This is a genomic window from Hydrocarboniclastica marina, from assembly GCF_004851605.1.
GTDB lineage: Bacteria > Pseudomonadota > Gammaproteobacteria > Pseudomonadales > Oleiphilaceae > Hydrocarboniclastica > Hydrocarboniclastica marina.
In genome coordinates, this window is the sequence record NZ_CP031093.1 from 3856430 (window position 1) to 3880478 (window position 24049).

At 59.4% G+C, this 24049-nt stretch carries 19 protein-coding genes; 10 read left to right on the forward strand and 9 right to left on the reverse strand.

All coding sequences use genetic code 11. The features are described 5' to 3' along the window. From casA to soil367_RS17035, 3 genes are all read right to left on the reverse strand, one after another. On the reverse strand, positions 1-1617 hold the full coding sequence (gene casA, locus soil367_RS17025) for a type I-E CRISPR-associated protein Cse1/CasA (protein WP_136550226.1): 1617 nt from the start codon (positions 1615-1617) through the stop codon (positions 1-3). A 337-nt stretch (positions 1618-1954) separates the two neighbouring features. Next, positions 1955-4675, reverse strand: a complete 2721-nt coding sequence (gene cas3, locus soil367_RS17030) for a CRISPR-associated helicase Cas3' (RefSeq protein WP_172962380.1) — start codon at positions 4673-4675, stop codon at positions 1955-1957. Between the two features lie 225 nt (positions 4676-4900). Beyond that, positions 4901-5860 (reverse strand): helix-turn-helix transcriptional regulator, encoded by a 960-nt coding sequence (locus soil367_RS17035; protein ID WP_136550227.1) that lies wholly within the window; start codon positions 5858-5860, stop codon positions 4901-4903. A 572-nt stretch (positions 5861-6432) separates the two neighbouring features. Here soil367_RS17035 and soil367_RS17040 point away from each other — a divergent pair. Further along, on the forward strand, positions 6433-7017 hold the full coding sequence (locus tag soil367_RS17040) for an HD domain-containing protein (RefSeq protein ID WP_136550228.1): 585 nt from the start codon (positions 6433-6435) through the stop codon (positions 7015-7017). 144 nt (positions 7018-7161) lie between these two features. Here the strand turns inward: soil367_RS17040 and soil367_RS17045 are convergent, their stop codons facing one another. Both soil367_RS17045 and soil367_RS17050 read right to left on the reverse strand, forming a co-directional pair. Next, the gene (locus soil367_RS17045) at positions 7162-7935 is read right to left on the reverse strand and encodes a DUF1499 domain-containing protein (RefSeq protein ID WP_136550229.1); all 774 of its coding nucleotides are present in this window, start codon (positions 7933-7935) and stop codon (positions 7162-7164) included. Positions 7936-7965: 30 nt separating this feature from the next. Next, on the reverse strand, positions 7966-9084 hold the full coding sequence (locus tag soil367_RS17050; RefSeq protein ID WP_246065396.1) for a tRNA-queuosine alpha-mannosyltransferase domain-containing protein: 1119 nt from the start codon (positions 9082-9084) through the stop codon (positions 7966-7968). 148 nt (positions 9085-9232) lie between these two features. Between soil367_RS17050 and soil367_RS17055 the strand changes: the two genes are divergently transcribed. The 5 genes from soil367_RS17055 (at position 9233) to arsB (ending at position 13747) form a co-directional block, all read left to right on the forward strand. Then, the gene (locus tag soil367_RS17055) at positions 9233-9580 is read left to right on the forward strand and encodes an ArsR/SmtB family transcription factor (RefSeq protein WP_136550230.1); all 348 of its coding nucleotides are present in this window, start codon (positions 9233-9235) and stop codon (positions 9578-9580) included. A 39-nt stretch (positions 9581-9619) separates the two neighbouring features. Continuing rightward, entirely contained in the window at positions 9620-10621 is a 1002-nt protein-coding gene (locus soil367_RS17060; RefSeq protein ID WP_136550231.1) for an ArsJ-associated glyceraldehyde-3-phosphate dehydrogenase, read from the forward strand. A 1-nt stretch (position 10622) separates the two neighbouring features. Then, on the forward strand, positions 10623-11846 hold the full coding sequence (arsJ, locus tag soil367_RS17065) for an organoarsenical effux MFS transporter ArsJ (RefSeq protein WP_136550232.1): 1224 nt from the start codon (positions 10623-10625) through the stop codon (positions 11844-11846). 77 nt (positions 11847-11923) lie between these two features. Further along, positions 11924-12640, forward strand: coding sequence for an arsenical resistance protein ArsH (gene arsH / locus soil367_RS17070; RefSeq protein WP_136550233.1), 717 nt, complete (start codon positions 11924-11926; stop codon positions 12638-12640). Positions 12641-12724: 84 nt separating this feature from the next. Then, positions 12725-13747, forward strand: coding sequence for an ACR3 family arsenite efflux transporter (gene arsB, locus soil367_RS17075; RefSeq protein WP_216642844.1), 1023 nt, complete (start codon positions 12725-12727; stop codon positions 13745-13747). A gap of 97 nt (positions 13748-13844) precedes the next feature. Here arsB and soil367_RS17080 read toward each other — a convergent pair whose 3' ends face one another. Next, positions 13845-14591 carry a TetR/AcrR family transcriptional regulator gene (locus soil367_RS17080; protein ID WP_136550235.1) on the reverse strand — a complete coding sequence of 249 codons (747 nt, stop codon included), beginning with the start codon at positions 14589-14591 and terminating at the stop codon, positions 13845-13847. Between the two features lie 281 nt (positions 14592-14872). Between soil367_RS17080 and soil367_RS17085 the strand changes: the two genes are divergently transcribed. Genes soil367_RS17085 through soil367_RS17100 form a run of 4 tightly spaced genes read left to right on the forward strand, consistent with a single transcriptional unit; the run spans position 14873 to position 19271 of the window. After that, positions 14873-15520, forward strand: coding sequence for a methylamine utilization protein (locus soil367_RS17085; protein ID WP_136550236.1), 648 nt, complete (start codon positions 14873-14875; stop codon positions 15518-15520). Beyond that, positions 15517-17877 (forward strand): putative bifunctional diguanylate cyclase/phosphodiesterase, encoded by a 2361-nt coding sequence (locus soil367_RS17090; protein ID WP_136550237.1) that lies wholly within the window; start codon positions 15517-15519, stop codon positions 17875-17877. The genes soil367_RS17085 and soil367_RS17090 overlap by 4 nt, the downstream gene beginning before the upstream one ends. A gap of 17 nt (positions 17878-17894) precedes the next feature. Then, the gene (locus soil367_RS17095) at positions 17895-18794 is read left to right on the forward strand and encodes a DUF3034 family protein (RefSeq protein ID WP_136550238.1); all 900 of its coding nucleotides are present in this window, start codon (positions 17895-17897) and stop codon (positions 18792-18794) included. Between the two features lie 12 nt (positions 18795-18806). Next, positions 18807-19271: a group I truncated hemoglobin gene (locus tag soil367_RS17100; RefSeq protein ID WP_246065398.1), complete on the forward strand. Its 465-nt coding sequence runs from the start codon at positions 18807-18809 to the stop codon at positions 19269-19271. Between the two features lie 12 nt (positions 19272-19283). Here soil367_RS17100 and soil367_RS17105 read toward each other — a convergent pair whose 3' ends face one another. The 3 genes from soil367_RS17105 to soil367_RS17115 all read right to left on the reverse strand — a co-directional run bounded on the left by soil367_RS17105 (position 19284) and on the right by soil367_RS17115 (position 24035). Then, a complete protein-coding gene (locus tag soil367_RS17105; protein WP_136550239.1) occupies positions 19284-20711 on the reverse strand; it encodes a sodium:solute symporter family transporter in 1428 nt (475 codons plus the stop codon). Between the two features lie 108 nt (positions 20712-20819). Next, positions 20820-21776 carry a radical SAM protein gene (locus soil367_RS17110; RefSeq protein WP_136550240.1) on the reverse strand — a complete coding sequence of 319 codons (957 nt, stop codon included), beginning with the start codon at positions 21774-21776 and terminating at the stop codon, positions 20820-20822. Positions 21777-21839: 63 nt separating this feature from the next. Continuing rightward, entirely contained in the window at positions 21840-24035 is a 2196-nt protein-coding gene (locus soil367_RS17115) for an FAD-dependent oxidoreductase (RefSeq protein WP_136550241.1), read from the reverse strand. Between the last annotated feature and the right edge of the window lie 14 nt (positions 24036-24049).

Here is a 24049-nt window from a genome sequence, read left to right on the forward strand (position 1 = left end):
TTACGCCGATTCCTGTTCCAGGGGCGCATCTTCGAGCCCCGCCTGCTTTCGAAACTTTTTGGCTGTCTTGCCCTTTTTAAGCTGGTACAAAAACCGGTTACGCGCGCCGGTTATCCGCTTCATGTCCAGCGCCTCCGCAGGGGCGGATAACGCCAGTTCATCAAAGACCGCCACGGCCTGCTGCCGGACATGTTGGTACCAGCGTGCCGCCAGGTCAGGGGGAAGGCGCTTGATGGTGCCGTCCTGAATTCGCTCGCCCAGAAGAGAAAGCAGGCTGTAAAACTCATGCTCAGTCAGCTCCCAAAAGCGGGACTCGATAAAATCAGTGTCGCCTTTCACGTCGGCCGGCCTGCTGAACCAGGCCTCCTTGACCTGCTTGCGCAACTGCCAGGCGGTGTCTCGCGACAGCCCCACAAGATCCCGTACCCAGTCGAGCAGGCGATCCTGCTGTGGCTGCGGTACGGCGAGTAACGGCAACTGAGTGCCGTACCACGCCCTCGGCTTCATGTTGTCCATGTCGTAGCCAAAGACCCAAAGTCGGGCCTGACGTGGGAGCGACAGGTTGTCGTGCCTCGCTTCGTCCACCTTGCGGGCGTAATCTCGTACAACCTCGGCAGGCAGATTGCCACTGCCTTCAGCATCCCTCAGGACCAGGGCTTCCCAATGGCGATAGCCAATACCACCCGGCTGGCCTTTTACAGACAGTTGCGGTTCGGTTGGCTTTTTTGGATCACGGCGATAGGGCGTTAACGGATGAGTCCAGGGGCCGTCATAATTGTTGCCGTAGTTTCGTGCTTTAACTGTCCGGCATACACGTTCGGAATCTCGGCCACATAAGTCACAACGGCAGTTGTGATCCTCGAAAATGAGCCGAAAACGACGCGGCATCGCCCAGAATTGATGAAGCGGATGAACATCACTCGCGAACGTTTTCTGGGCTTTGTCACTGACCCGGGTCGTTTCCATCCACGGAAACAGCTCAAAGCTCTTCGGGTTGGGCTCTGGATACGGCCAGTGCGACTTATCAAGAACGTTCAGCCACAGCTTTTTCCAGAGGCTGGCATCGGGTTCGGAGGGTAGTATGAGCGTGGTTAATGGACCGCCTCCCCTCAAGCCCGTCCGGTATCCCTTCCCTCCCGATGGGGCGTTGATCTGCAAGGTAAACAACGCCATCGCGGCGCAATTGGGGCAGAATGCTTCTGCGCGACCCGCTTTAACAAAATGATCGGTGTTGTTCTTGATCGTCGACGCACCCGGCGCATCGATAAGCAGACTGGACGAAGGAATCGGCGACTCTTTATCCAGCGGGTCCAGGTCCTGCATGAATAACGGCCCGTCTCCCTCCAGCTCAAAACTTGCAATGAACCCCTCGAATGCCTGTTCTAGCGCCTCCGGGGAGGGCGGGGACTGGTAGCGATCCATCCATTCATCAATGTCAACCGGCGCGTAGGCTGTCTGCAGCAAGCCGATCAGGAATTGATAGGCAGCCCCCTGAAAATCGGCGCGTGGCAGTGCCAGCTCGGTTACCTCGGGTAAAGCCATAGCAGAAACGGGACGGTACTCAACGTCCCCGGTCCGGATCTTGAAAGGCAAAAACTGAGATGTGAGTATGCGCATCGTTAACCCCCGAGTAACAAACGTTTCAGCATGGTCTTCGCACTGCTTAAACTTCTGCTGAGGTGGATTCCTGCAGGCCATGAGGGACAAGTTCGAGCCCGCATTATGATTCGCTTCCTGACCTGTTTGACCAAAGATAGCTCTTCTCCAGACAGGGCTCAATATATTTTTAAGTTAAAACCTGAAACTTTATATAAAACGCGAAGAAAACAAAAAATTCAGCCAAAGCACACTGGAAGAGTGACTGGCCCCACAAAACGGCGATCAGATAGAATGAGACGTCCGATTTCCCAGCGCCTGGGAATCAACCGTTAAAACCTGCTACTTCGGTTCGCGGTTAGTTACGTTCCCCGCACTCGCGGGGCTTATGCATCCCCAGAGTCTGGCTGTAGCGCAGCTCTGCTTCCTCACTCTCCGGCAGCCAGAGTCGGGAGTATTTGAGGGCTTTTCGAGCCGCGAATAGCTGTTCAGCAAGCACCTCAAGCGCCGCCGGCCATGCAGGGAGGCGGTTTGCCAGCGACTGCCGAACCGTTAGCTGGCTCAGCTCCCAACGGTGTTGGCCTGTTGTAACCCAGGGCAACAATTCGCTCCGATCCTCGTTGAGGCGGACCAGGGTTACCGTAACGCTGGGCTCGTCAGACAGGCGGGTGCCGATATCAACGTCTTCCAGCCAGCCCCCGGCTGCGCTTGCGGGAACGTAGCCTTTATCAAGATTGAGTTTGTTGAAGTGCCCCATTGCGGCCTGACCGCGGCGCGCGCCCTCCTGCTCCAGGTGGCTTCCGAACAGGCCTTCGGGAATAGCGGCCTCGGCCTCATCGCTGAATACAGACTCGATCAGTAACCGAGCCTCCTGTGGCATACGGATGGCTCCCTGGGTCAAAAGCACTTTCAGGGTTAGCCATAGCTGGCCGTGGTTGCGGTAGACCGCTGCCGTACCTGGCAAGAAGCTGCGAACCCATTGAGATCCGGGTGTTTCAGTATAGGGGGGAGCAAGGATTTGCAACGTAGGCCCGCGCCGCTCATCATTCGTTTCCAGGCGGTTGCCCGCAACGTCGCGACTGTGCCTGTGCAGGCGCCCCGCTCGCTGGATGAGCAGATCAATCGGGGCCAGATCGGAAATCATCACGTCAAAATCCAGGTCGAGGGACTGCTCGACGACCTGCGTCGCCACAAGGACCCATCCAGCACGGTCCTCAGGCCCTGACGCTTTTCCGAAATGCGAAAGCGCCGCCGCTTCAATGGCCTGCCGGTCGGCCATCACAAACCGGCTGTGAAACAACAGCAGCTTTTCCGGGTCTGGCACGAGTTCCGCCAGCCTTTCAATGGCGGCAATAGCATCGTCGACCGTGTTACGCACCCAACAGGCGCAGAGCCCTTCCCGGGCAGCCGCCGCCAATGATGCCAGTGCTGCTTCCTCATCGTTTATGTGGTCTACACGGACCTCCCTCTCGACGCTTTTACGGGTACCCACCGGGTACGCCGCAACACCAGCTTCAGACACGTGCGTGGCAAGGGGAAACGCGTAATCCGTCGATGATGCATCGGACTCACCTTGCAAACCACGCTGCCACGCCCTGACTAATTGGTGGCGCATATCAAGTGGCAATGTCGCCGTCAACAGAACGGCACTGCCGCCTTGCTGTGCATGAGCCGTCAGCACCGCCGTTAGCAGCGTCAGCATGTAGTCGTCGCAGGCGTGGATCTCGTCCACGATCAGGAGCTTATTAGCGAGGCCGATCAAGCGCAGCGACTGGTGCCGAAATGGCAACAGCGCCATCAGGACCTGGTCGATCGTCCCGACGCCTACATCGGCGAGCAGCGCTTTTTTGCGTGAGTCTGCAAACCATTCGTTGCAGATGGCCGACGCAGAGCTCTCGCCAACACCGTAAGTGTTATCCAGCGCTTGGCTGGGAATGATTGTCGCGCCGAAAGGGTCGTTCAGTTGGCGCGCACCGTGGGCGAGTACCAGGTTAGGTTGCGACTCGCCGGCGAACCACCGCCGGTAGACTCCCGCGATGCGGGAATACATGGCGTTGGAGGTCGCCATAGTTGGCAAGCCAAAATAGACGCCTTCGACCTGATGTCGCTCAAGCAAGCGATGAGCCAGCGTCATTGCCGCCTCTGTTTTGCCTGCACCGGTCACGTCCTCAAGGATGAATAATTGAGGTGAAGCCTCAAGGGGGATGTCCTGGGCCCACAACTGAAGAGGAGTGGGCTCGAAGCCGAAAAACGGTTCCACCCCTTCGAATGGCGCCGGCGTCAGGGCATGGGCAAAACCCAGTTGCTGAAGCAGAGCCCGGGCCCGCGGGATGGCTTTACCATGCCAATACTCGTCAAGATTCTCTGCGTCGGACTGGTAGGGAAAAGCGTCCTGATTCGAGCCCAGCCAGTCGGCAAGCACCGCCTGCCCTGCCAGGTGCCAGCTCATTCGTTTCAACTGGCACGACCATTCCCGATCATTGAACTGCTCAACTGGCCAGTCAGGCTTCATCAACTCTGCTACTGCTAGTGAAAATTCCCAGGCAGCCTCCTGGTCGTCCTCCAGTGCATGATCGTCGATGCTCTCGCTACCTGACTCAACCGGTTTGCCATGGTGACCGAAGGCGGCCCCCAACAGACTTTCGATCGCCCGCCTTCCATGCCGTCCCAATGCCTGGGACGCAGGCCAATGCCAGGAGTGACCATCACCCAGCTTTTCACTGACGCCCCTCGTCCAAAGCAGCATGCCAAGTGTGTCATGGCGTTTCGTATATTCAATCGTCGCTTCTGGACCAACCAAACCCTTTAGCCCGGGAGAAGCCAACCCTTGGAATGCCCTTGTGAATTTACCCAAGTCATGCAGGGCCAGAGAGAAAGTAAAAATCGACTGTAACTGCTGAGGGGAGATACCCAGGCTGCGAGCGAGCGACTGGTTGCGGGAGACCTCTGGCGAAAAAAGACAGTATCCAACTGCTGCCACGTCCAGAGAATGAAAAGGCAGCAGATGGCATGGAGCACCAACGCCATCGTCAGTGCCTGACGGTTTAGCTTTACCCCAGTATTTAAAGTAACTCTCCACGCTGCCACCTATGATGCTTGCCGGGTTTAATCGGTATTCAGGAACGTGGGGGGCGATAGCGGCGCTAGAAGAAAAGTCCGCGAAAACAGGCGCTCATAGCTGGAGTCTCTCGAGAAATATTTGGCAAGACCGTCCAGCGCAGTAGCTTCGTAACGCCCACCTCAGTTCTGGTTGATTCACACTACTCCGCCTACTGCCCCCGGATGTGCACCACTGGCTAAATTATCAGTAGATCCCTGCCATTTTTTTTATCTGGTCGGTCACGTTTTCCCGCAGCTCCGGCGGCCCCAGAACCTCCACCTCTGGCCCGTAGCGCAGGACCTCCATAACTAATTCCCGGCTGACGGCATAGGGCACCTGCAAGTGGAAGCCGTCTTGCCGCCACTCACTAATCTGATCCGGGTGCCAGCACTCTTCGGCCACCCATTGCGCGGCGTTGTCGCTGAAACGCAGGTGTGCCATGGCCGTCGGTGCGCCTCCGAAGATGCCGAACGACGAACCTATGAAATGGGAAAGGGGCTCATCCGGCAGCGCTGGGGCTGGCTCGTCCAGTACCGTTGGCGAGGTAATACGATCGACAGAGAATAGCCGCAGATCTTTTGCACGGGTACATTGTGCGAGCAGGTACCAGTTGGAGCGGTAATGAAGCAGCCGTTGAGGGTCCGCGGTACGTTCGGCTGACTGCTGGTTAGAGCGGTTTCGGTAAGTGAAACGGAGTCGCTTACATCCCAGGGTCGCTTCGGCCACGGGATCGAACACCAGGGCTGAGGTGGAGCGCACCTGCATGGGTTGCACGCGGATGCGCTCGCTGATGCGCTCCGCGTCGTGTCCGGCCTCACCCAACAATGCGCGTATGCGGGTCTTCAGAGGCGCAAGCCGGTGGGTCATCATGCCAGGCTGTACCGCTTCCAGAAGCTGTTCGCAGGCGAGCAGGGCATAGAGCTCGCCAGGGCTCATCCATAAGCCTGGAAGCTCGAATACCGGTTCAGCGGGGTCATAGTGATGCCCATTAGCCTCCCGGCAGTAGGCAATGGGCGCGCCGAGGCTGTCACGCATGTACTCGAAATCACGGGTGACCGTGTTTCGTGTGGCCTCCAGCTCATCCAGAAAACGTCGCATGGGGACGGGCCGCCTGGCATTGCGTAACAGGTCGTGGATTTTATAGATGCGGTTGAGACGACCCAAAAAAACGCTTCCTTACACCCGCGCACAGGATCAGCCCTGCAGCGACTAGCTATAACATAGCCTCTAAAGCGGCATATCGCCATTGCGTAGCAAACATGTTCCCTGGCGAGCCGGCAACCCGAATAGGCTGCAAAAAAACATGTACTCCTCGTGGAAGGGATACAGACTATTTGAGATCGATAAGTCCGCCGCAGCTCATGTGTTCGCGATACTCGTCGTATTTGTTGCTCGCTCTCCCGCCATCTTTTTTTGGTGTTGGCTTCACATGCCCGCTCGAGCACCTCTCCACTGGTGAGCAAGCTGCTCCGCCCTCCCACAACCGAAACCGTGCTGCACCGCTCTGTACCGCATTGCGGACTTCCATTTCGCATTTAACCCGGAGTATGCTCAGTCGTTCCGACTACGGGCTATACGATGGCGATCCGGCCGATTGGGACGGGGCTGATTATCATGACCTGGCCGTGGCTGGGGGCGCAGCCCGAGGGTTAACATGAAGTCCCGATCTGCCGGGGCCTCGGTCATCCGACCCACACCGGGAAACCTGGCCATCCGAAGATAAGAGAGATTCGAGTATGAGCAATGAGACCCAGACGCACGCCGGCTTTACCCACATGAAAGACGGCACAGCAGAAGACTGGGAAGTGATCGGGAAGCATTTCCGGAGCTTCTCCCGAAAGCTGCCCTACCGGATCCTCGACCACCTCCGTTTGCTGAAAGGCGACTTCAGTGGCTTTCCGATAGACCGTCTCGACCACAGTTTGCAGACTGCTACGCTTGCCCATGAGGATGGCAGGGATGAAGAATATGTCGTCTGCGCCCTGCTCCACGATATCGGCGACACGTTAGGGTCCTACAACCACGCGGACATCGCCGCGGCGATGCTGGAGCCGTTCGTCTCGGAGGAAAATCACTGGATGGTCAAGCACCACGCCATCTTCCAAGGCTACTATTTCTTCCACCACATGGGCATGGATCGCAACATCCGCGAGCAGTTCAGGACGCACCCCCTGTTCAATCAGACGGCTGAGTTCTGCGCCAAGTACGACGCCGCGGCATTCGATCCCAAGCGTGAATCGCTCCCGCTCGACTTTTTCGAGCCCATGGTCCAGCGCATGTTTGAGAAGCCCCGTCGATCGCTCTACAAACAGGCTGTGTAAACAAGCGATTCACTACTGGCGCGGGCGACTGACTTCACGCACGGCATTGAATAAACCCAGGCGCTCCGTCTACAGGAAAGCGATCTGGTCGCAGAACCTACGGGGAACCGCACTCTCGACTACGGCAACGTCCTTGGGCGGGTGTCATCTCGACTCACCCACCCTCCGACTCAGCTCCGCCAGGTAATCCCGAATGCGGGCAGCGTTTGTGCCGAGATCGCTGCGACCCACCCGTGAGGCAGAGCGCACATCGACTCGCACGCCACCTTCGACCTCGCTCAGGCGGATCGCCACATCATCCTTGAAACCGAACCAGGGCGTGGTCGCGGTGGCTTCCAGCGTGGTCTTGCCGACCGCCACGACATCCCAGCCCTTCGCGCGCGCGACAGCCTCAGCGGCTTCGAGTGCTTCGGCCAACGGCAGGGGCAGCATAATGGGCTGGATCTCCGGATAGGCTGCGCGCTGTTGCCGTGCGGTGGCCTCGCCCGGGTATTCGACTGCGTTGGGTGCTGTCTCCCGCGCCGGCGCCAGGGCAGTGAAGGCAGGCGGGTCCTGGGTGTCTGTCGTGATATCGTGGATCGGTGGCACTTGCTGGGCGCGTTGCAGCATTTGCCAGGGCACAATGAGCACCCCCGCGGCTGCCACGAACACGGCCCCACCCACCAGCGCCGGCCGGAAACGCCTGCACAGGCTCGCCACCACCAGCGTAATCAGCCCCAGAACGGCGCCACCGAGGGCCAGGTACGCCCCCAGCCGCAGCAGCCCGAAAGCTGTGCCCAGGTCGGCCAGTTCCAGCCGATGGGCTGGCCCCGCGCCGACCACACACAGCGCGGCAAAGAGCACCACCAGTAAGCCCAGCCAGGCCAGCAGCCTCGGCCAGCGGCCGCTGCGTCTCGACTCCATTGAAGACGTCGCCATTGCTCTTTCTCCCTTTCTGTTGCGGTCGGTTCAGCTCATTCTAATCGTATCCTCAAAGAGGCGCCGGTACTGCCCAGCCAGAACCGAGGCCCGCCAAGGCATCGGCTGGCATTGAGCAGGCTGCTGCTCCATAAGCCGCTGCAGGCACAGGGCGGCCCCCTCGGCCTCCCTGTCAGCATCCTGCTCATGACTTTCATAACGGCAGAGTTCTGGCACATACTCCCGGTAGGCCAGCCGGTCGGGCGCCAGGGGGATACAGCCGGAGGCCATGGCCTCCAGCATGGCCAGCCCCTGAAAATCATGCAGGGCTGTTGATAGCACGATATCCGTGCGGGCGAGCAGATGGTCGTAGTCTTCCCTGCGCTCCAGGAAGCCCCACTGTTCTACCCGTCCCCCGAACGCCTGCTGGATCTGCTCAAACGCCTTTGGCGAACTTCGGAAGCGCTCGCCAACGACACTCACGCGAAACGGGACCGACCGTGTTTCCAGCGCGCACAACAGACTCAACAGCCGTTCCGGGCCTTTGTCATACTCCCAACGGTGGTTCCACAGGAGGTGCGGGCAGCGCCAGTTGATAGGCCGCGGGCTATCGATAAATAACCGGTCTTCTATCGGTACCGGGATGACTCCCGACTTGGCGCGCAATGTCTCAATCAATCCGCCCGGCACGCCGTCGGGCATCTTCTTCAGAAACGCAGCGACCCCGTCGAGGAAACTGTCCCGGTTCCAGGCGCTGTTGAAGACCACGCGATCAGCCGCGATTGCACTGTAAAGGTTGACCATCTGGGGCTCGACACTGGCGTGCTGCGCAGATGCAGCCGGGAAAGCGAACTGGTTTTCATGCATGTAAAGAAGGCAAGGCGTATGTGCGAGCTGGGGGTGCAGGCCCCGTAGCGTCGCAAGGTCAACCATGGACGTGGCGACGATCAGGTCCCACTGTTCCAGCAGCCGCGGCTCATTCAACCAGGTGAGCGGATTGCCGCGAATACGCCAGCGGAAAAAACGTGGTGGCAATGCCAGGCACTGCCACTCATAGTCAGGTAACAGGCCCATCAGCTGGTGTCGCCAGCGCTGGTGGCTGGCGGCGTCGTAACCCGAGAGGACCAGTACACGCAGCCGTAATCCCATGCTTTGCCTTTCATTGCTCATTACTGGCTTTTTCCCGTCTCTAGGTCTTTGCCGCTGATACGCTTGTGCTGGAGCCTACCGCCATATACGCTTATCCGCATATATTTAATTCCATTGCAATAGACGCGCATTAGTCTTGTGCGCAGCCGTGCTGCTCCAGGAGGGTCATATGAGCGCCGATAAGTTCTTCAAATGCCTGGCTGATGAAACACGATTGCGCTGCCTGGCCCTGCTTTACTCCCGTGACGCGCTCTGCGTGTGCGATCTTACCGAAGCGCTGGAGACGTCACAGCCAAAAATTTCCCGCCACCTGGCCCAGTTGCGCGCCTGCGACCTGGTCAGTGATCATCGGGAAGGGCAATGGGTCTTTTACCGGCTTCATCCGGACCTCGCCCCTTGGCAGCTGAACGTACTGAACAGCACGCACGCCGCACTGGCGTCAAAACTGACCTTCAGGGAAGACCTCCGCCGTCTCGAAGCGGCGGAGTATCGTAAACCCGCGACCCGCTGTCCGTAACCGGTCGCTATTCTATAGCCTGGAAAAGGAGCTCAGCTTATGTCACTCAAAATCGGCATCAACGGTTTCGGCCGGATGGGACGCCTTGCGCTACGCGCAGCCTGGACATGGCCGGATATGGAGTTTGTGGCCATCAATGACCCCGGCGGCGACGCGGCAACGCTCGCGCACCTGCTTAACTTCGACAGTGTTCATGGGCGCTGGGACCACCAGGCCGAAGCCGACGGCAACGAAATCGTCATAGAAGGACGGCGCATTCGGGTAACCAGTAACAAGGCCATCAGCGACACCGATTGGTCGATTTGCGATCTGGTCATCGAGGCCAGCGGTGTCAACAAAAAGGTCAGCGTACTGCAGGGCTACCTCGACCAGGGAGTGAAGCGGGTCGTGGTCACCGCGCCAGTCAAAGAAGCGGGCGCCAAGAACATTGTACTGGGCGTCAACGAACACATCTTCGACCCGGCCAATGACCGCATTGTTACTGCCGCCTCCTGCACCACCAATTGCCTGGCGCCGGTGGTGAAGGTGATCCACGAGAAACTGGGCATCAAGCACGGGTCTCTCACCACGATCCACAGTCTTACCAATACCCAGACCATTCTCGACGCGCCCCACAAGGACCTGCGCCGCGCCCGGGCCTGCGGCAGTTCGCTGATTCCCACCAGTACCGGCTCGGCTACCGCCATCATTGAGATCTTCCCGGAGCTGAAGGGCCGACTGGACGGCCACGCCGTGCGGGTACCGCTTATCAATGCGTCGCTGACGGATTGCGTGTTTGAGGTGGAGCAATCGACCGACCGCGATGCAGTGAACCAAATGCTGAAGGAAGCGGCCGAAGGCGAGCTGAAAGGCATCATGGGCTACGAGGAGCGCCCGCTGGTGTCCATCGACTACAAAACCGACCCGCGCTCGTCCATCGTCGATGCGCTGTCCACCCTCGTGGTCAACGGCACCCACGTAAAAATCTATGCCTGGTACGACAACGAATGGGGTTACGCCAACCGTACCGTGGAGCTGGCCCGCAAGGTAGGCGCTGCCTGAGATGACGCCGGCCATCCGCCAGTATCTGGTCATCACCGGTAATTATTGGGCCTTCACCCTGACGGATGGGGCCCTGCGGATGCTGGTGGTGCTGCATTTCCATGCGCTGGGCTATTCGCCGCTGCAAATTGCCCTGCTGTTTGTCTTCTACGAACTTTTTGGTGTTGTCACCAACCTGGTGGGCGGCTACCTCGGCGCCCGCATGGGCCTGAATCGCACCATGAATATCGGCTTGCTGCTGCAGATCCTGGCGCTCGGGATGCTGGCAGCGCCTGCCGCCATGCTGACAGTACCCTGGGTGATGGCGGCGCAGGCCCTGTCGGGCATCGCCAAAGACCTCAACAAGATGTCGGCCAAGAGCGGCATTAAACTGCTGGTGCCGGATACGGACCAGGGCAAACTCTACACCTGGGTAGCCATCCTTACGGGCTCCAAGAACACCCTCAAGGGCGTGGGCTTCTTCCTCGGCGGGGTGCTGCTGATGGCAGTCGGGTTCAGCGGTGCGGTGGTTGCGATGGCCGTGGCGCTGGGGCTGGTCTGGCTGGCAAGCCTGTTTTTGCTCAAGCAGGAGCTGGGCAAGAGCAAGGCCAAGCCTAAGTTCAGGGAAATCCTCTCGAAGAGCCGCGCGATCAACGTACTGTCCGCAGCGCGCATGTTTCTGTTTGGCGCGAGGGATGTGTGGTTCGTTGTCGCGCTACCGGTTTATCTGCATACCGTTTTCGGATGGGATTTCTGGAAGGTGGGCGCTTTCATGGCCAGCTGGATTATCGGCTACGGCTTCATACAGACCATCGCGCCCCGGATAACCGGTGGCCAGGAGGGCAGGCAACCCGTGGTTTTCTGGGCCTCAGCCCTGGCGCTGACGCCTGCCGCGATAGCCTTGGGCCTTATGGCCGAATGGTCGCCTCAGATTGTGCTCGTCGGCGGCCTGCTTCTTTTTGGTGGGCTATTTGCCATCAACTCGTCACTGCACAGCTACCTGATTGTCAGCTATGCCCGTGGCGATGGGGTATCGCTGGACGTGGGCTTTTACTATATGTCCAACGCCATGGGTCGCCTGCTCGGGACACTGCTATCCGGCTGGGTGTTTCAGGCCTGGGGGCTGATAGCCTGTCTCTGGATCTCGTTTATCTTTATCGCCATCGCCGCCTTTGTTTCTCTAGGGCTTCCCCGACACCACGAGTCTCCGCAAGGTTCGACCCAACCTGAATCTCCGGCGAACTGAAGCGCGGATTTGGGAGCCGAACAAACAGGTTGACCGGAAAGCCGCGCCTGAGTTACCTGCCTGGAGTTTTATCCCCGATGAACAATCACGACTTACCCAACATCGATCCAACCCACTTCCAGATTCCTTCTGTCGAAACAGTTTTCCGCGCCTCACCGGCAGCACACCGCCCCCGCATTCTGCTGCTCTATGGCTCACTGAGACCGCGCTCTTTCAGTCGACTGGTAACAGAGGAGGCTGCACGATTACTCGAAGCCATGGGTGCGGAAACCCGCATCTTCGATCCGCGTGGGTTACCCTTACCCGATGCAGAGGACGCCTCTCACCCCAAAGTGCAGGCGCTGCGGGAACTGGCTGAGTGGTCGGAGGGCATAGTCTGGTGCTCGCCGGAACGGCACGGGGCGATGACTGGCGTCATGAAGACCCAGATCGACTGGATCCCACTGTCCATAGGCGGCATGCGGCCGACCCAGGGAAAAACGCTCGCGGTGATGCAGGTCTGCGGCGGCTCCCAGTCATTCAACGCCGTGAATCAGCTTCGGGTGCTCGGCCGCTGGATGCGGATGGTGACCATACCCAACCAGTCGTCGGTGCCGAAGGCGTTTACCGAGTTCGATGACAACGACCGTATGCTGGCGTCGCCTTTTTATAACCGTATCGTCGACGTGATGGAGGAGCTGGTGAAGTTCACGTTGCTGATACGGGACCGCAACGACTATCTGACCGATCGTTACTCCGAGCGGGTGGAAAGCGCAGAAGACGTGTCAAAGCGGGTTAACCAACGATCCATGTGACTACAGAAGCCGACGATGAGAGACGAGCGCCAAGTGATGAGTAGTAAAGCCGAAACAATTGCGGCCGAAGAAACCGGCCGTGGCATGGATCTGTTCGGAAAATACCTGTCAGTGTGGGTAGCGCTGGCCATCGTCGCCGGGGTAACGCTGGGCCAACTGGCGCCGTCAGTGCCCGAAGCCCTTTCGCGCTTCGAATACGCTCAGGTTTCCATCCCCATCGCCATTCTGATCTGGGCCATGATCTTCCCGATGATGGCCCAGATCGACTTTAGCGCCGTGGTAAACGTGAGAAAAGAGCCGAAAGGTTTGGCCATCACCACGATCGTCAACTGGCTCATCAAACCCTTCACCATGTTTGCCATCGCCTGGTTTTTCCTGATGGTGGTGTTCGAGCCGCTGATTCCCCCCGCGCTGGCGAGCGAATACCTGGCCGGCGCCATTCTCCTCGGCGCTGCGCCCTGCACTGCGATGGTATTTGTCTGGAGCTATCTGACCCGAGGGGACGCCGCCTATACCCTTGTCCAGGTTTCGCTGAACGACCTCATTATGCTTTTTGCGTTCGCGCCGATCGTGGTGTTCCTGCTGGGCGTATCTGATATCCCCGTCCCCTGGGATACGGTGTTCCTGTCTGTCGTGCTTTACATTGTCATTCCGCTGACTGCCGGGTACACCACGCGCCGCGTGCTGATCGCCCTCCGCGGTGAATCCTGGTTTGAAGAGGTATTCCTGAAAAGGCTGGGACCGGTCACACCGGCCGCACTGATTATCACCCTGGTGCTCTTATTCGCTTTTCAGGGCGAGGTGATCCTGGAAAACCCGCTGCACATTGCCCTGATTGCCGTTCCACTCATTATTCAGACCCTGCTGATTTTCTTTATCGCCTATGGCTGGGCCAGGTTGTGGAAAGTGCGCCATTGCATCGCCGCGCCCGGCGCCATGATAGGGGCAAGCAATTTCTTCGAGCTGGCCGTGGCTGCCGCTATTGCGCTGTTTGGCCTGCAATCCGGCGCAGCCCTGGCGACGGTGGTGGGTGTGCTGGTGGAAGTACCGCTGATGCTGATGCTGGTGCGCATTGCCAACCGGACGCGGGATCGTTTTCCAAGTTGATCGCGGGCGCCGTGGCTATAGCAAGAACATTAATGTGGTCAATGGTGTCCAGCCATAGCCGCGGAACGGTTTGAGCGAAGAATAACGAGTCATGGAACTACTGAGGCACTTCGGGGACCTTGCGTTTCCGCCCAAAGCTCCCATAAGCCGGGGCGGGACAACGCTCTGCCAACCGATGGATGGCATCAACGGTAGTATGGGAGAGTGGTGCATCGCATAGGGCGGTTGTGGTCGTGATGAGGTCTTCAACACGAACCCAGCCTTCTGCCAACCGGAACCCGGGCCCTTTCTCGCACTTTATCTGCTCTATCGCGGCCAGCCCGACAAGATGTACGGTAAGCGCGTGCATGTAGCGCTGATTGACGATGCCGATGGGCAAATAAGGTTTGGCATCGCGAAGCGCGCTCAGGCATTCAACCAGTCCTCTGTCGTAGCTCCCGCTGAATTTGCGCCACGCCGTTCGGTCTGTACGCAGTTGCACCAGAAAACGCAGGTAATAGCCGGGCTCATTGCTGTCGAGTACGTAATGCGCCAGCGGCATCAATAAGCTGCGCATAACCTGTTCCGTTGACACCAGTTGGCTGGTGCTTTCTGCGCGGGCCTGGGCCAGCATGCCTTGGCGCATCTTATTGATGGGCGTAGTACGCAACTGCAGTATGGATTCGATGATCGCGTCGGTGGAACCGAAGTGGTAATTGATAACCGACTCGTTCTTCTGCCCGGCGGCTTCGCGTATCTGCCGATGCGTGGCTCCCGCTATACCATTAAGGGCAAAGACCTTTTCCGCCGCCAGCGTCAGCTCAAGCCGGGTGCCACTGATCTCTTTCTTCTTACCTTTGGCCATTACCTTCGCTCGTCGCTTATCAGCCAGTGAATCCACTACAGCAGGTATAGGCGCGGCGCGCCTGATCCGCCAGGGTGGAGTGATACTGCAAGCCAACTTCTGCGCACTGTATTGAGTCTGACGGCACCTCAAGCCGGCAAGCCCGGGAATATCGACTACACTTCTGATCACATGGCAGGCCGTCGTTTACGCAAACTGGGCGAACAGGTTCTGGAAGAATCAGCCGGTTAACCATCCTACCCGGATCCAGCTCTGAGCAGCGAAGTCTTACGGAATTATTCATGTATCGATCACTGTGTGCCTACACTCTAGCTCTGTTGGCGGTGCCAGCCCTGGCACAGACGGCCTTGCCACAGTCACTGCCAGTTCAGTTCGTCGACGCGCGCACCGGTGCCGCTCTCGAGGGCGTCGTGGTGACGTCAGCTTCAGCGCCTGCAGCGGGCGTGGGCGAGGCTGAGATGAGCCAGAAGAACCGACAGTTCGTGCCCCATACGCTGGTCGTGGCGAAGGGATCCAATGTCGACTTCCCTAACCTCGACAATACCCAACACCACGTTTACTCCTTCTCGAAAGCCAAACCCTTCAATATCGAACTTTACGCGGGCAAGCCCGAATCACCCGTACTCTTCGACAAGGCGGGCATCGTTGAGCTGGGTTGCAACATTCATGACCAGATGAAAGGTTTTGTGCTTGTCACGGACAACCACCAGTGGCAGCTGAGCGATGCCCAGGGCCAAGTGAACCTGGACGAGAGCTGGCTCGAAGCCGGCGTGCTGGACGTCTGGCACCCACGTCTGAAAGACAATACCCGTACATTAACCTTGCAGGCGGCCGCAATATCAGGGCCGGTTAAGCTGGCACTGATGCCGGAGCCCGAGGCCCCCGCCCCGCTGAGTAACCTGCAGAAACGGTTCCAGAATATCAGATGATGCGTCTTTCGAACCTGGGTTTCCGCGGCCGCCTCCTGTTAGCCATGCTTGGGCTGGTGCTGCTATCGAGCATCAGCATCGCGGGCCTCGTCATGGTCTATCTGTTCGAAGACGAACAGAACCGTGCCCGAGAGCAGTTGAACGTCGCTCAGGCGATCAGCGGTGAGGTTATGGAGCGCCGTACCGATCTTTTGCTCAATGGTTTGAGCATCGTTGCTGATGACTTCGGCTTCAAGTCCGCCGTGGCCACGGGCGACGCCGCGACCATTCGCAGCATGCTGGATAACCACGTCAAGCGGGCCGGGGCCGATCTGGCCGTGCTGACCACTTTTGAAGGCAGCGTCATCGCATCCAGCGACGCCAGCTACAGCAGCGACGCGAAAACTCCTTTCCCGGACCTCCTCGAAAGCGCGCTTGAACAGGGCGCGGCGAGCGACATCCTCATGTGGCAGAACCAGGGCTATCAGATGCTGGTGGTGCCGGTGCGCGGCCCGGGGCTCAGGGCCTGGCTTTTTGCCGGGTTCTCCCTGGGCCAGGACCTGGCCGACGCCATTGCCAGCCTCGCCGGCACCGATGTGCTTTTCCAGCACTTCAGTAACGCCACCAGCAGTAAACTGCTGGCCTCGACGTTGCCGGGCGTATGGGCCGATGCCAATCTTCTGACCAAGCTCGGCACGCTCGGCAATATCAACCGCCTGCATGAAAGCGCGGACTACTTCATTCGTGCCGTTGAGCTGGGCGGCACTGACCCCACCGGCACCATCCGGGTGCTCCTGCTGAGCAGTCGGGATGCCGCGTGGCAGAACTACTATGAGCGCATCCTCGAAGTGCTCATGCTCGTCGCTGTTGTGGTCACCATTGCCGTGGTGCTGGTGCTGGCCACGGCCCGGGCGCTCGGCCGGCCCGTTCTGGATCTGGCCCAGTATGCAAAAACCATCGGTGACGGCAACACCTTCGACCCCTCCGGCATTCGTGTCGCGGGCGAACTTGGAACTCTCCGTGACGCCCTGGTGGGCATGCGTGACAAGATCCTCAACCGCGAGCATCGCATCCAGTACAACGCGACCCACGACGATTCGACCGGGCTCCCTAACCGCGGCGCCATGAACGCGCGCCTCGAAAGCGCACTGGAAGAAGGCAGGCCGGGCTGGCTGATCGGCTTTTCCATTCTGGATTTCGCTGATATCAATGACACGCTGGGGCTGGATTTCGGCGATCTCGTACTGACCGCGACGGGCCTTAGGCTGAGGGGCAGTATTGATCCGGCGAGCCCTCTCGGGCGCACCAGCGGCAATGAATTCCTTGCGATTCTCCCGGCGTCGGACGAGGCAAATGTCAGAGCCGAGGCCGAGCGGCTGCGCGACGTGGTCGAAAGCTCCCAGACGATCGGTGATACGCCGATCGCCATCAAATGCAGCGTGGCGGTGCTCAAGATCCCCGAGGAAGCCGGCGATATCGACCAGGTCCGCCGACGCCTCAACCTGACCCTGGCGCAGGCGCGCCGCACGTCGGGGCGTATTGCCTTCTATCAGTCCGGCAAGGACGAGACCCGCCTGCGCGAATTGCAGCTGATACGGGATCTCAAGATCGGGTTGGACCAAGGGCAGTTGCACATGAACTACCAGCCCAAGGTCAACCTGCAGACGGCAGAGGCGGTGCAGGTCGAGGCGCTGGTCCGCTGGATTCACCCGACGTTGGGCTTCATTTCGCCGGAAGAGTTCATCCTGCTGGCCGAACGTTCCGGACAGATTACCCAACTGACCCGCTATATCCTGCACCGCATCGGCCAGGATTCGCGTCTGTGGTTGGGTGATTACCCCGAGCTGGGGATTGCTATCAACCTTTCCGCCATTGACCTGGTGTATCCACGGCTGCTTGACGACATCCGCAGCGCGTTCGCGGACTGGCCGGGACGCATGGATCAACTGACGTTCGAAGTCACCGAAAGCGCCATCATGGAAGACCCGGAAAAAGCCCGGGCGACGCTGGACCGGTTGCGGGATCTGGGTGCCGGTCTTTCCGTTGACGACTTCGGCACTGGTTACTCGTCATTGGCCCAGCTACGCATGCTGCCGGTGCAGGAGTTGAAAATCGACAAGTCATTCGTGCTCAAGCTCGATAGCGAACCCAAGGACCAGCTGATCGTGCGCTCCACCATAGAAATGGCCCACGGACTCGGGCTGACCGTGGTCGCAGAAGGTATCGAGAACCAGGACAGCTGGAGCCTGCTCCAGGCCTGGGGCTGCGATAAGGCCCAGGGCTACTTTATGGCCCGCCCCCTGCCCGCGGAAAAGCTGGGCGAATGGGTCGAAGAATTCAAACTGAAGCGCGACGAGCTGCAAACGGCTCCCGCCTGATCGACGGACTACGGATTATGCCCAACGCCTCTATTCACCGCGCCCTCCTGCCCATCGCCCTGACCGGTTTAGCCATAATCAGCAGTGCCACAATCGCTGACGAAGGGCCTGGCTCGCGCATCTGGGCGACCGGCGGGGTCACCACGATCGAAGGAAGCGCCGGCGGCGGTCTGGTGCCCTGGGCCATGCTCGGCGGCTACGCCAGCGATCGGGAAATGGGCGGGACCCTGGCGCTGTCACGGGCTGAAGTCGACGACTACACGCTGGGCGTCTACGGGGCAACATTCAATTGGCACAACCGGGTCGAATTATCGATAGCCCGCCAGACGCTGGACCTGGATACCCTGGTGTTCCCCCTCAAGGACGGCTTCGGCCTGGAAGAGGATGAGCTGGTTCAGGATATTTTTGGCGCCAAGGTTCGTCTCTATGGCGATGTACTCTACGGGCCCTATGGCCAGTGGTCGGTCGGACTCCAGCACAAACGCAGCCGCGAGTATGTCGTGCCCGAAGCCATCGGCTCCGAAAGCGACACGGGTACCGATGTCTACCTGGCCGCCAGCAAGCTGTTCTTTGCGGCAATCCTCGACCGCAATCTGCTGGTCAACGCCACGGTGCGCGGCACCAAGGCCAACCAGGGCGGTCTCCTCGGTTTCGGTGGCGACAGGCATGACCGCTACGAAGCGATGCTCGAAAGCAGCGTGGGACTATTCATCAACCGCAGCTGGCTGGTGGGCATGGAGTATCGCCAGAAACCAGACAATCTTTCCTTTGCACAAGAGGACGACTGGTGGGACGCCTATGTTGCGTGGGTGCCAGACCGACACCTCGCAGTCACCGCGGCCTGGGTCAACCTGGGCGACATTGCCGGCCTGGAGGACCAGCGCGGCTTCTATCTTTCTCTTCAGGGCAGCTTCTAGGGATCCAGGCACATGTTACAGATGCAGATACTACGATGGGTAAAGATGACCTTGCTGGCAGGTGCTTTCGCCGCCGTCACCGCTTGCTCCTCTTTACCTTATGCCTCATCTGAGGCATCCCATGATGACCTCTACAATGCGCTGGGCCAGCAGCAAGGCATCGCCTTGATTGTTGAGGACATGCTCTACGGCGTAGCCGGTGACGCGCGTATCAACCATCACTTTAAAGGCGTGGACATCGTCAAACTGCACCAGCTGCTGACCGAGCAGTTCTGCGACCTCAGCGGCGGCCCCTGCAACTACAGCGGCCGGAGCATGGCCGAATCCCACCAGGGTATGGGCGTGGATGAGACCGACTTCAATGCGCTGGTAGGGCACCTCATCCTGGCGATGGAAAAGCATGATGTCCCCGTGCCAGCCCAGAACCGACTGCTGGCCAGGCTGGTACCCATGCATTCCGAGATCGTCGGGCACTAGTGTCCCGAGCGGTCAGACTCCCTCAGCGCCATGCTCCCCCGCGGCTGAACCTCTGGCAACGCGCCGCGAGACCAGCCGCAGAAGCAACGGCAGGAAAAACCCTGCCGTACAGATCAGAATTCCCCAGGCATTCACCCCCAGCAACATCCGGTAGTTGCCGTCGCCAATAGCCCAACTCGCGGGGATCGCGCCCACAGCCAGTAGAGTCCCCAACAACAGGCCGGTCCAGAAGCTCAAGTGAAAGCTCCAGGGTGACCACTGCGTGAACCGATAGAACAGAAAGACAGGCGCGAGGCCCATTACCATGGTGCCGCTGATGGTAGTGGCGGCGAGGATGTCGGCGCCGGCAAACAGGGGCAAATTGCCGAGGATAGCGAAAATCACCATCACCACCGCGCCCAGTCGCATGCTGGGCAGAGCCTTGCCCGTACGGCCCAGCAAGCGCGGCAGGTCTACTGCGATGGATTTCGAGAGCGAGGTGAACGTGGAGTCGAGGGTCGATCCCGCCGAGGTCATCATGATGATACTGATGATAAAAAGCGCGGCCAGGCCCAGCGCCTTGCCCAAGGCCGCGGGCACGTTGTCGGTCGCTGCAATACCCTCAAGCTGGGCGTGGACTCCTATCAGACTGAAGAGAAAAACCGCAGCAAAACCTAGCAGCCCGGCAACGACGAAGCTCTTGAGCATGATCCGCTCGCGATTGATAAAGCCACGATCCGTCAGCACAGGGTCGTGAAACGGATAGCTGAATAGCTGCAACCCGGCTACCAGCAATAGATCCACCCCACTGCCCAGTTCAAAAGTGCCTGTGCCGAGTAGTTCTGCCGGCCCATGGGCCGGCAGAACCAGGAACAGAATAGCGCCGAGGAAAAACACAAACACAACCGCCTGGATGACATCGGTAAAGATCGAGCTGCGCAGGCCGCCCTTGAGGCTGTATGCCAGGGTGAATGCCGTAAACAGGACGGCCGATGCGCCATAAGCGAACTCACCCGGATTGCCAAAGTAGCCGCCCACTACCGCCGTGTTGCTCCAGACCTCGTTGTACAGGCGTATCAGGACGGCGACGGCAAAGCTCGCCGCGGCCAGTCGGCCAAACCTTGAGACCAGGAATTCCTGCAGACTACGCGCCCCGGTCTGGGAGCGGATCAGGTAGATGATGTAGCCGGCGATGGGGATTGATAACCAGTAGGTGGCGTAGGCCAGGCCGCCGACGACGCCATAGGCCTCACCGAGGTTGGCTGCGTTCGTAACAGACTTGGCGAAAATCCAGCTGATGAAGATACTGGCGATCAGGGACCACTGCCCGACCGGCGTCCCGGCGTCGCTGGTACCCTGATAGAAAGAGCGTGAGCTTCGGCTCCGGGGCGAGAGGGCGTACATCACGCATCCGTAGACCAGCAGGAAGCCCCAGAAGAATAGCGATTCACCGATCGTCATCAGCTTTACCCTGAACTATGCCCCGAGAGCGGCTGTTTGGTTGATTCATGCGGCACCCGGGCCTCGGTACGCAACCAGGTAGCGTGTTAGCGGAAACCTGAAAGGTGCTCAGGGAGCGCTGCAGCTTGCGCCGAAGCGGTAGCAGCTGAAGCAACGGTGATGGCGGAGCATGACACGGGTATCGAGGCTTTCCGCGAGGCTGCCTGTGGCACCGTAGTCCGGATCATCGTCCACCAGAGTGCAGGCGTAGACCTTCACCCGGCCATTTTCCTTGACCAGCATGCGGCTATAGCTGCACATGAAGTGGGCCTGGCTCTCGGCCGTCGGGTACTTGGCCATACAGGATTCGGTGATCTCAGGAGTCTGGTCCTCGGACCCAGGCGTGCCGAAGTCGGGAAAAGCGGTAAACGCCAGGTCTTCGGGAATGTTCGCCGTGCGGAAGATCTTGCGGAACTCGGCCTCTTCTTTGTCGGCGTCTTCTTGCGGAGTCATCTGGCGGGCGATCGACACGTCGAAGCCGTTATCGTGGAGCCAGCGGATCCCTTCCAGGGCTTTGGCGAAACTGCCGGCGCCCCGGTCCTTGTCGTGCAGAGCCTCGTCAGGAAAATCGAGGCTGACCCTGAAGCGGATCGGAAACGGTTTGTCCCGCAACGGCAGCAATTGCTCAGTCCGACGCAACAGCGGGTCCGTGGCGTTGGTCAGCACAAAACAGGGTCTAAGCTCGCTCGCGTGGGCCAGAATGTTGACGAAATCCCGGATAACAAAGGGCTCACCGCCCGTGAAGGAAAACTGCTCCACCCCAAAGTCCACCGCCGCGGCAAAATGCTCCCGCAGGTCCTCCAGCTTCATGGCGTTGAGACGGTCATCGCCCGGCCTGGAGCCCTCCAGACAAAAAGGGCAGGCCAGATTACAGGCCGTACCCGTGTGCACCCATAACTCCTTGAGCCGCTGGAAATCCACATAGCCCCGCGGTTCTCCCGCCCGGGTGTGTGTCCAACTGCCCCTGACGGATTTCCCTGGGGATAACTCAACGGTGTCTATAATGGTCGAACGGGCCAACGTCATATACTGCACCTTCTGTTCGCCTTGTCTGGCCTCAGGTCGGCTTCGAGCGCCGACGAGAGCCCGTCAAGGATGACTGGAATCCGTGGTTCTGTTTGATGACCTGCCGTCCCGGCCAAGCCGAAAGTGGTGGTAACGGCTCAGCCACTTCAGCAGCCGCGCTGGCGCGTGCGCCTGCTTCCACTGCCCTGCCGCCGCCTTGGCCCCCTCGTTCCAGGTGGGATAGACATGGATCGTGCCGAGGATCTTGTTCAGACCAAGACCGTGCTTCATCGCCAGGACAAACTCCGCCAACAACTCGCCGGCGTGTTCGCCCACCACCACAGCGCCCAGTATCTTGTCTTTTCCTGGCGCGGTCAGGACTTTGATGAAGCCATGATCCTCGCTCTCGGCAATCGCCCGGTCCAGGTCATCCAGGGCGTAGCGGGTAACCTCGTAGTCTACCCCCTGGGCAGTTGCCTCCGCTTCGCTCAGTCCGACCCGGCCCACCTCCGGGCTGGTGAACGTTACCCACGGGATCGTGGAATAGTCGACCCGGAAACGCTTGAAGTGGCCGAATAGCCCGTTCACGGCGGTGAACCAGGCCTGGTACGACGCGGTATGGGTAAACTGGAAAGGCCCCGCGACATCGCCGCAGGCAAAAATATGTGGGTAGCGGACACTCATATCTTCAGCCACAGGTAACGTGCCTTTATCGGTGGGTTCGACCTGTATAGCCTCAAGGTTGAGGCCCTGGGTGTTGGCCTTGCGCCCGAGGGCGACCAGAACCTCGTCGAACTCAATACGCACCTTCGTATTGTCGTGCTCCGCGTAGAGAACCTTCTGCCCGGATTCAACGGCAAAGCGGGCGGCATTGTGATTGAGCCTGACATCGATGCCATCCCGGCGAAACTGATCCAGCACAGCCTCGCCGACATCCGGGTCTTCCTTGGACAGCAGTTGTCCGCCTCGATCGATATGAATCACCTTGCTGCCAAGTCGGGCGAAGGCCTGGGCCAATTCTGAACCGACGGGCCCGCCGCCCAGTACCAGCAGGCGCTCGGGCCGCTCCCGCAGCTGCCAGATGTTTTCGGAGGTTAGCGGCGTCACCTCGTCAATGCCCGGAATGGGTGGAAGCAACGGCCGCCCACCTGTGGCGATGACGATACTCCGAGCAGTAAGCCGTTGAGTACCGCTGGCACCTTCAACGCCCAGCGTCCACGGATCAATGAATCGGGCCGTCCCGCTTATGCATTCAACACCCAGCTTGCTGTACCGCTCCACGGAGTCGTGGGGCTCCACCTTCTCAATCACAGACTGGACCCGCTCCATCACCGTGGCAAAGGGAATCTCGGGTTCCATGGACACCAGCCCGTAACGCTCGGCCTGGCGGAAATTCTGCGCCAGCCGGCTCGTCTTGATCAGTGCTTTTGAGGGGACACAGCCCGTGTGCAGGCAGTCACCACCCATTTGATGCGCTTCAATCAATCCGACCCGGGCCTTGACCGCAGCACCGATATACGCCGAGACCAGACCGCCTGAGCCGGCGCCGATGACCAACAGGTTGTAGTCAAACCGGTCGGGACGCTGCAAGCCTTTGTACAGCCGACGTCGATTGATGAACGCGAGCACGATTTTGGCGAGAAGCGGAAAGAGCCCCAGCAAGGCCAGGGACAGCAGTACTTCTGTGCTCAACACGCCGCTCAGCGACTCGACCTGTGCCAGCTGCGTGCCCGCGTTCACGTAGACCAGCGTGCCGGGCAGCATCGCAAGCTGGCTTACCCAATAAAACGTCCAGGACCGCATCGCGGTCAGGCCCATCATCAGATTGATCACAAAGAAAGGGAAAATGGGCACCAGGCGCAGACTGGCGAGGTAAAAGGCGCCGTCCCGGGCAACACCCTCATCAATTTTTTTCAGTTGCCTGGCGTAACGTTTTCGCAGCGTGTCGCGGAAAAGATAGCGGGAAGCAAAAAAAGCCAGTGTGGCGCCAATTGCCGAAGCGAAAGACACCAGCACCAGGCCCCAAACCAGCCCGAACAGCGCGCCGCCGGCCAATGTCATGAGGGTGGCGCCGGGCAGCGAAAGGGCCGTAATGATAATGTATCCCATCAGATAGGCAGCCGAAGCCAGGAACGGATTGGCTGCGATGGCTTCCGTCAGTGCCTGCTGCTGCGCCTTGAGGGTTTCCAGAGAGAGGTACTGGCCCAGCCCAAAAATAAAGAAGCCGAGCACCGCCATAACAATGGCCGCGAGCAGAATCAGTTTCCCTTTATTCCTCATCGTGTTTCCTACAC

Coding starts and splice junctions, on each gene's coding strand:
- casA (WP_136550226.1), bottom strand. CDS start 1,617: ATGCGCATACTCACATCTCAGTTTTTGCCTTTCAAGATCCGGACCGGG.
- soil367_RS17040 (WP_136550228.1), top strand. CDS start 6,433: ATGAGCAATGAGACCCAGACGCACGCCGGCTTTACCCACATGAAAGAC.
- soil367_RS17045 (WP_136550229.1), bottom strand. CDS start 7,935: ATGGCGACGTCTTCAATGGAGTCGAGACGCAGCGGCCGCTGGCCGAGG.
- soil367_RS17050 (WP_246065396.1), bottom strand. CDS start 9,084: ATGAGCAATGAAAGGCAAAGCATGGGATTACGGCTGCGTGTACTGGTC.
- soil367_RS17055 (WP_136550230.1), top strand. CDS start 9,233: ATGAGCGCCGATAAGTTCTTCAAATGCCTGGCTGATGAAACACGATTG.
- soil367_RS17060 (WP_136550231.1), top strand. CDS start 9,620: ATGTCACTCAAAATCGGCATCAACGGTTTCGGCCGGATGGGACGCCTT.
- arsJ (WP_136550232.1), top strand. CDS start 10,623: ATGACGCCGGCCATCCGCCAGTATCTGGTCATCACCGGTAATTATTGG.
- arsH (WP_136550233.1), top strand. CDS start 11,924: ATGAACAATCACGACTTACCCAACATCGATCCAACCCACTTCCAGATT.
- arsB (WP_216642844.1), top strand. CDS start 12,725: ATGGATCTGTTCGGAAAATACCTGTCAGTGTGGGTAGCGCTGGCCATC.
- soil367_RS17080 (WP_136550235.1), bottom strand. CDS start 14,591: ATGGCCAAAGGTAAGAAGAAAGAGATCAGTGGCACCCGGCTTGAGCTG.
- soil367_RS17085 (WP_136550236.1), top strand. CDS start 14,873: ATGTATCGATCACTGTGTGCCTACACTCTAGCTCTGTTGGCGGTGCCA.
- soil367_RS17090 (WP_136550237.1), top strand. CDS start 15,517: ATGATGCGTCTTTCGAACCTGGGTTTCCGCGGCCGCCTCCTGTTAGCC.
- soil367_RS17095 (WP_136550238.1), top strand. CDS start 17,895: ATGCCCAACGCCTCTATTCACCGCGCCCTCCTGCCCATCGCCCTGACC.
- soil367_RS17100 (WP_246065398.1), top strand. CDS start 18,807: ATGTTACAGATGCAGATACTACGATGGGTAAAGATGACCTTGCTGGCA.
- soil367_RS17105 (WP_136550239.1), bottom strand. CDS start 20,711: ATGACGATCGGTGAATCGCTATTCTTCTGGGGCTTCCTGCTGGTCTAC.
- soil367_RS17110 (WP_136550240.1), bottom strand. CDS start 21,776: ATGACGTTGGCCCGTTCGACCATTATAGACACCGTTGAGTTATCCCCA.
- soil367_RS17115 (WP_136550241.1), bottom strand. CDS start 24,035: ATGAGGAATAAAGGGAAACTGATTCTGCTCGCGGCCATTGTTATGGCG.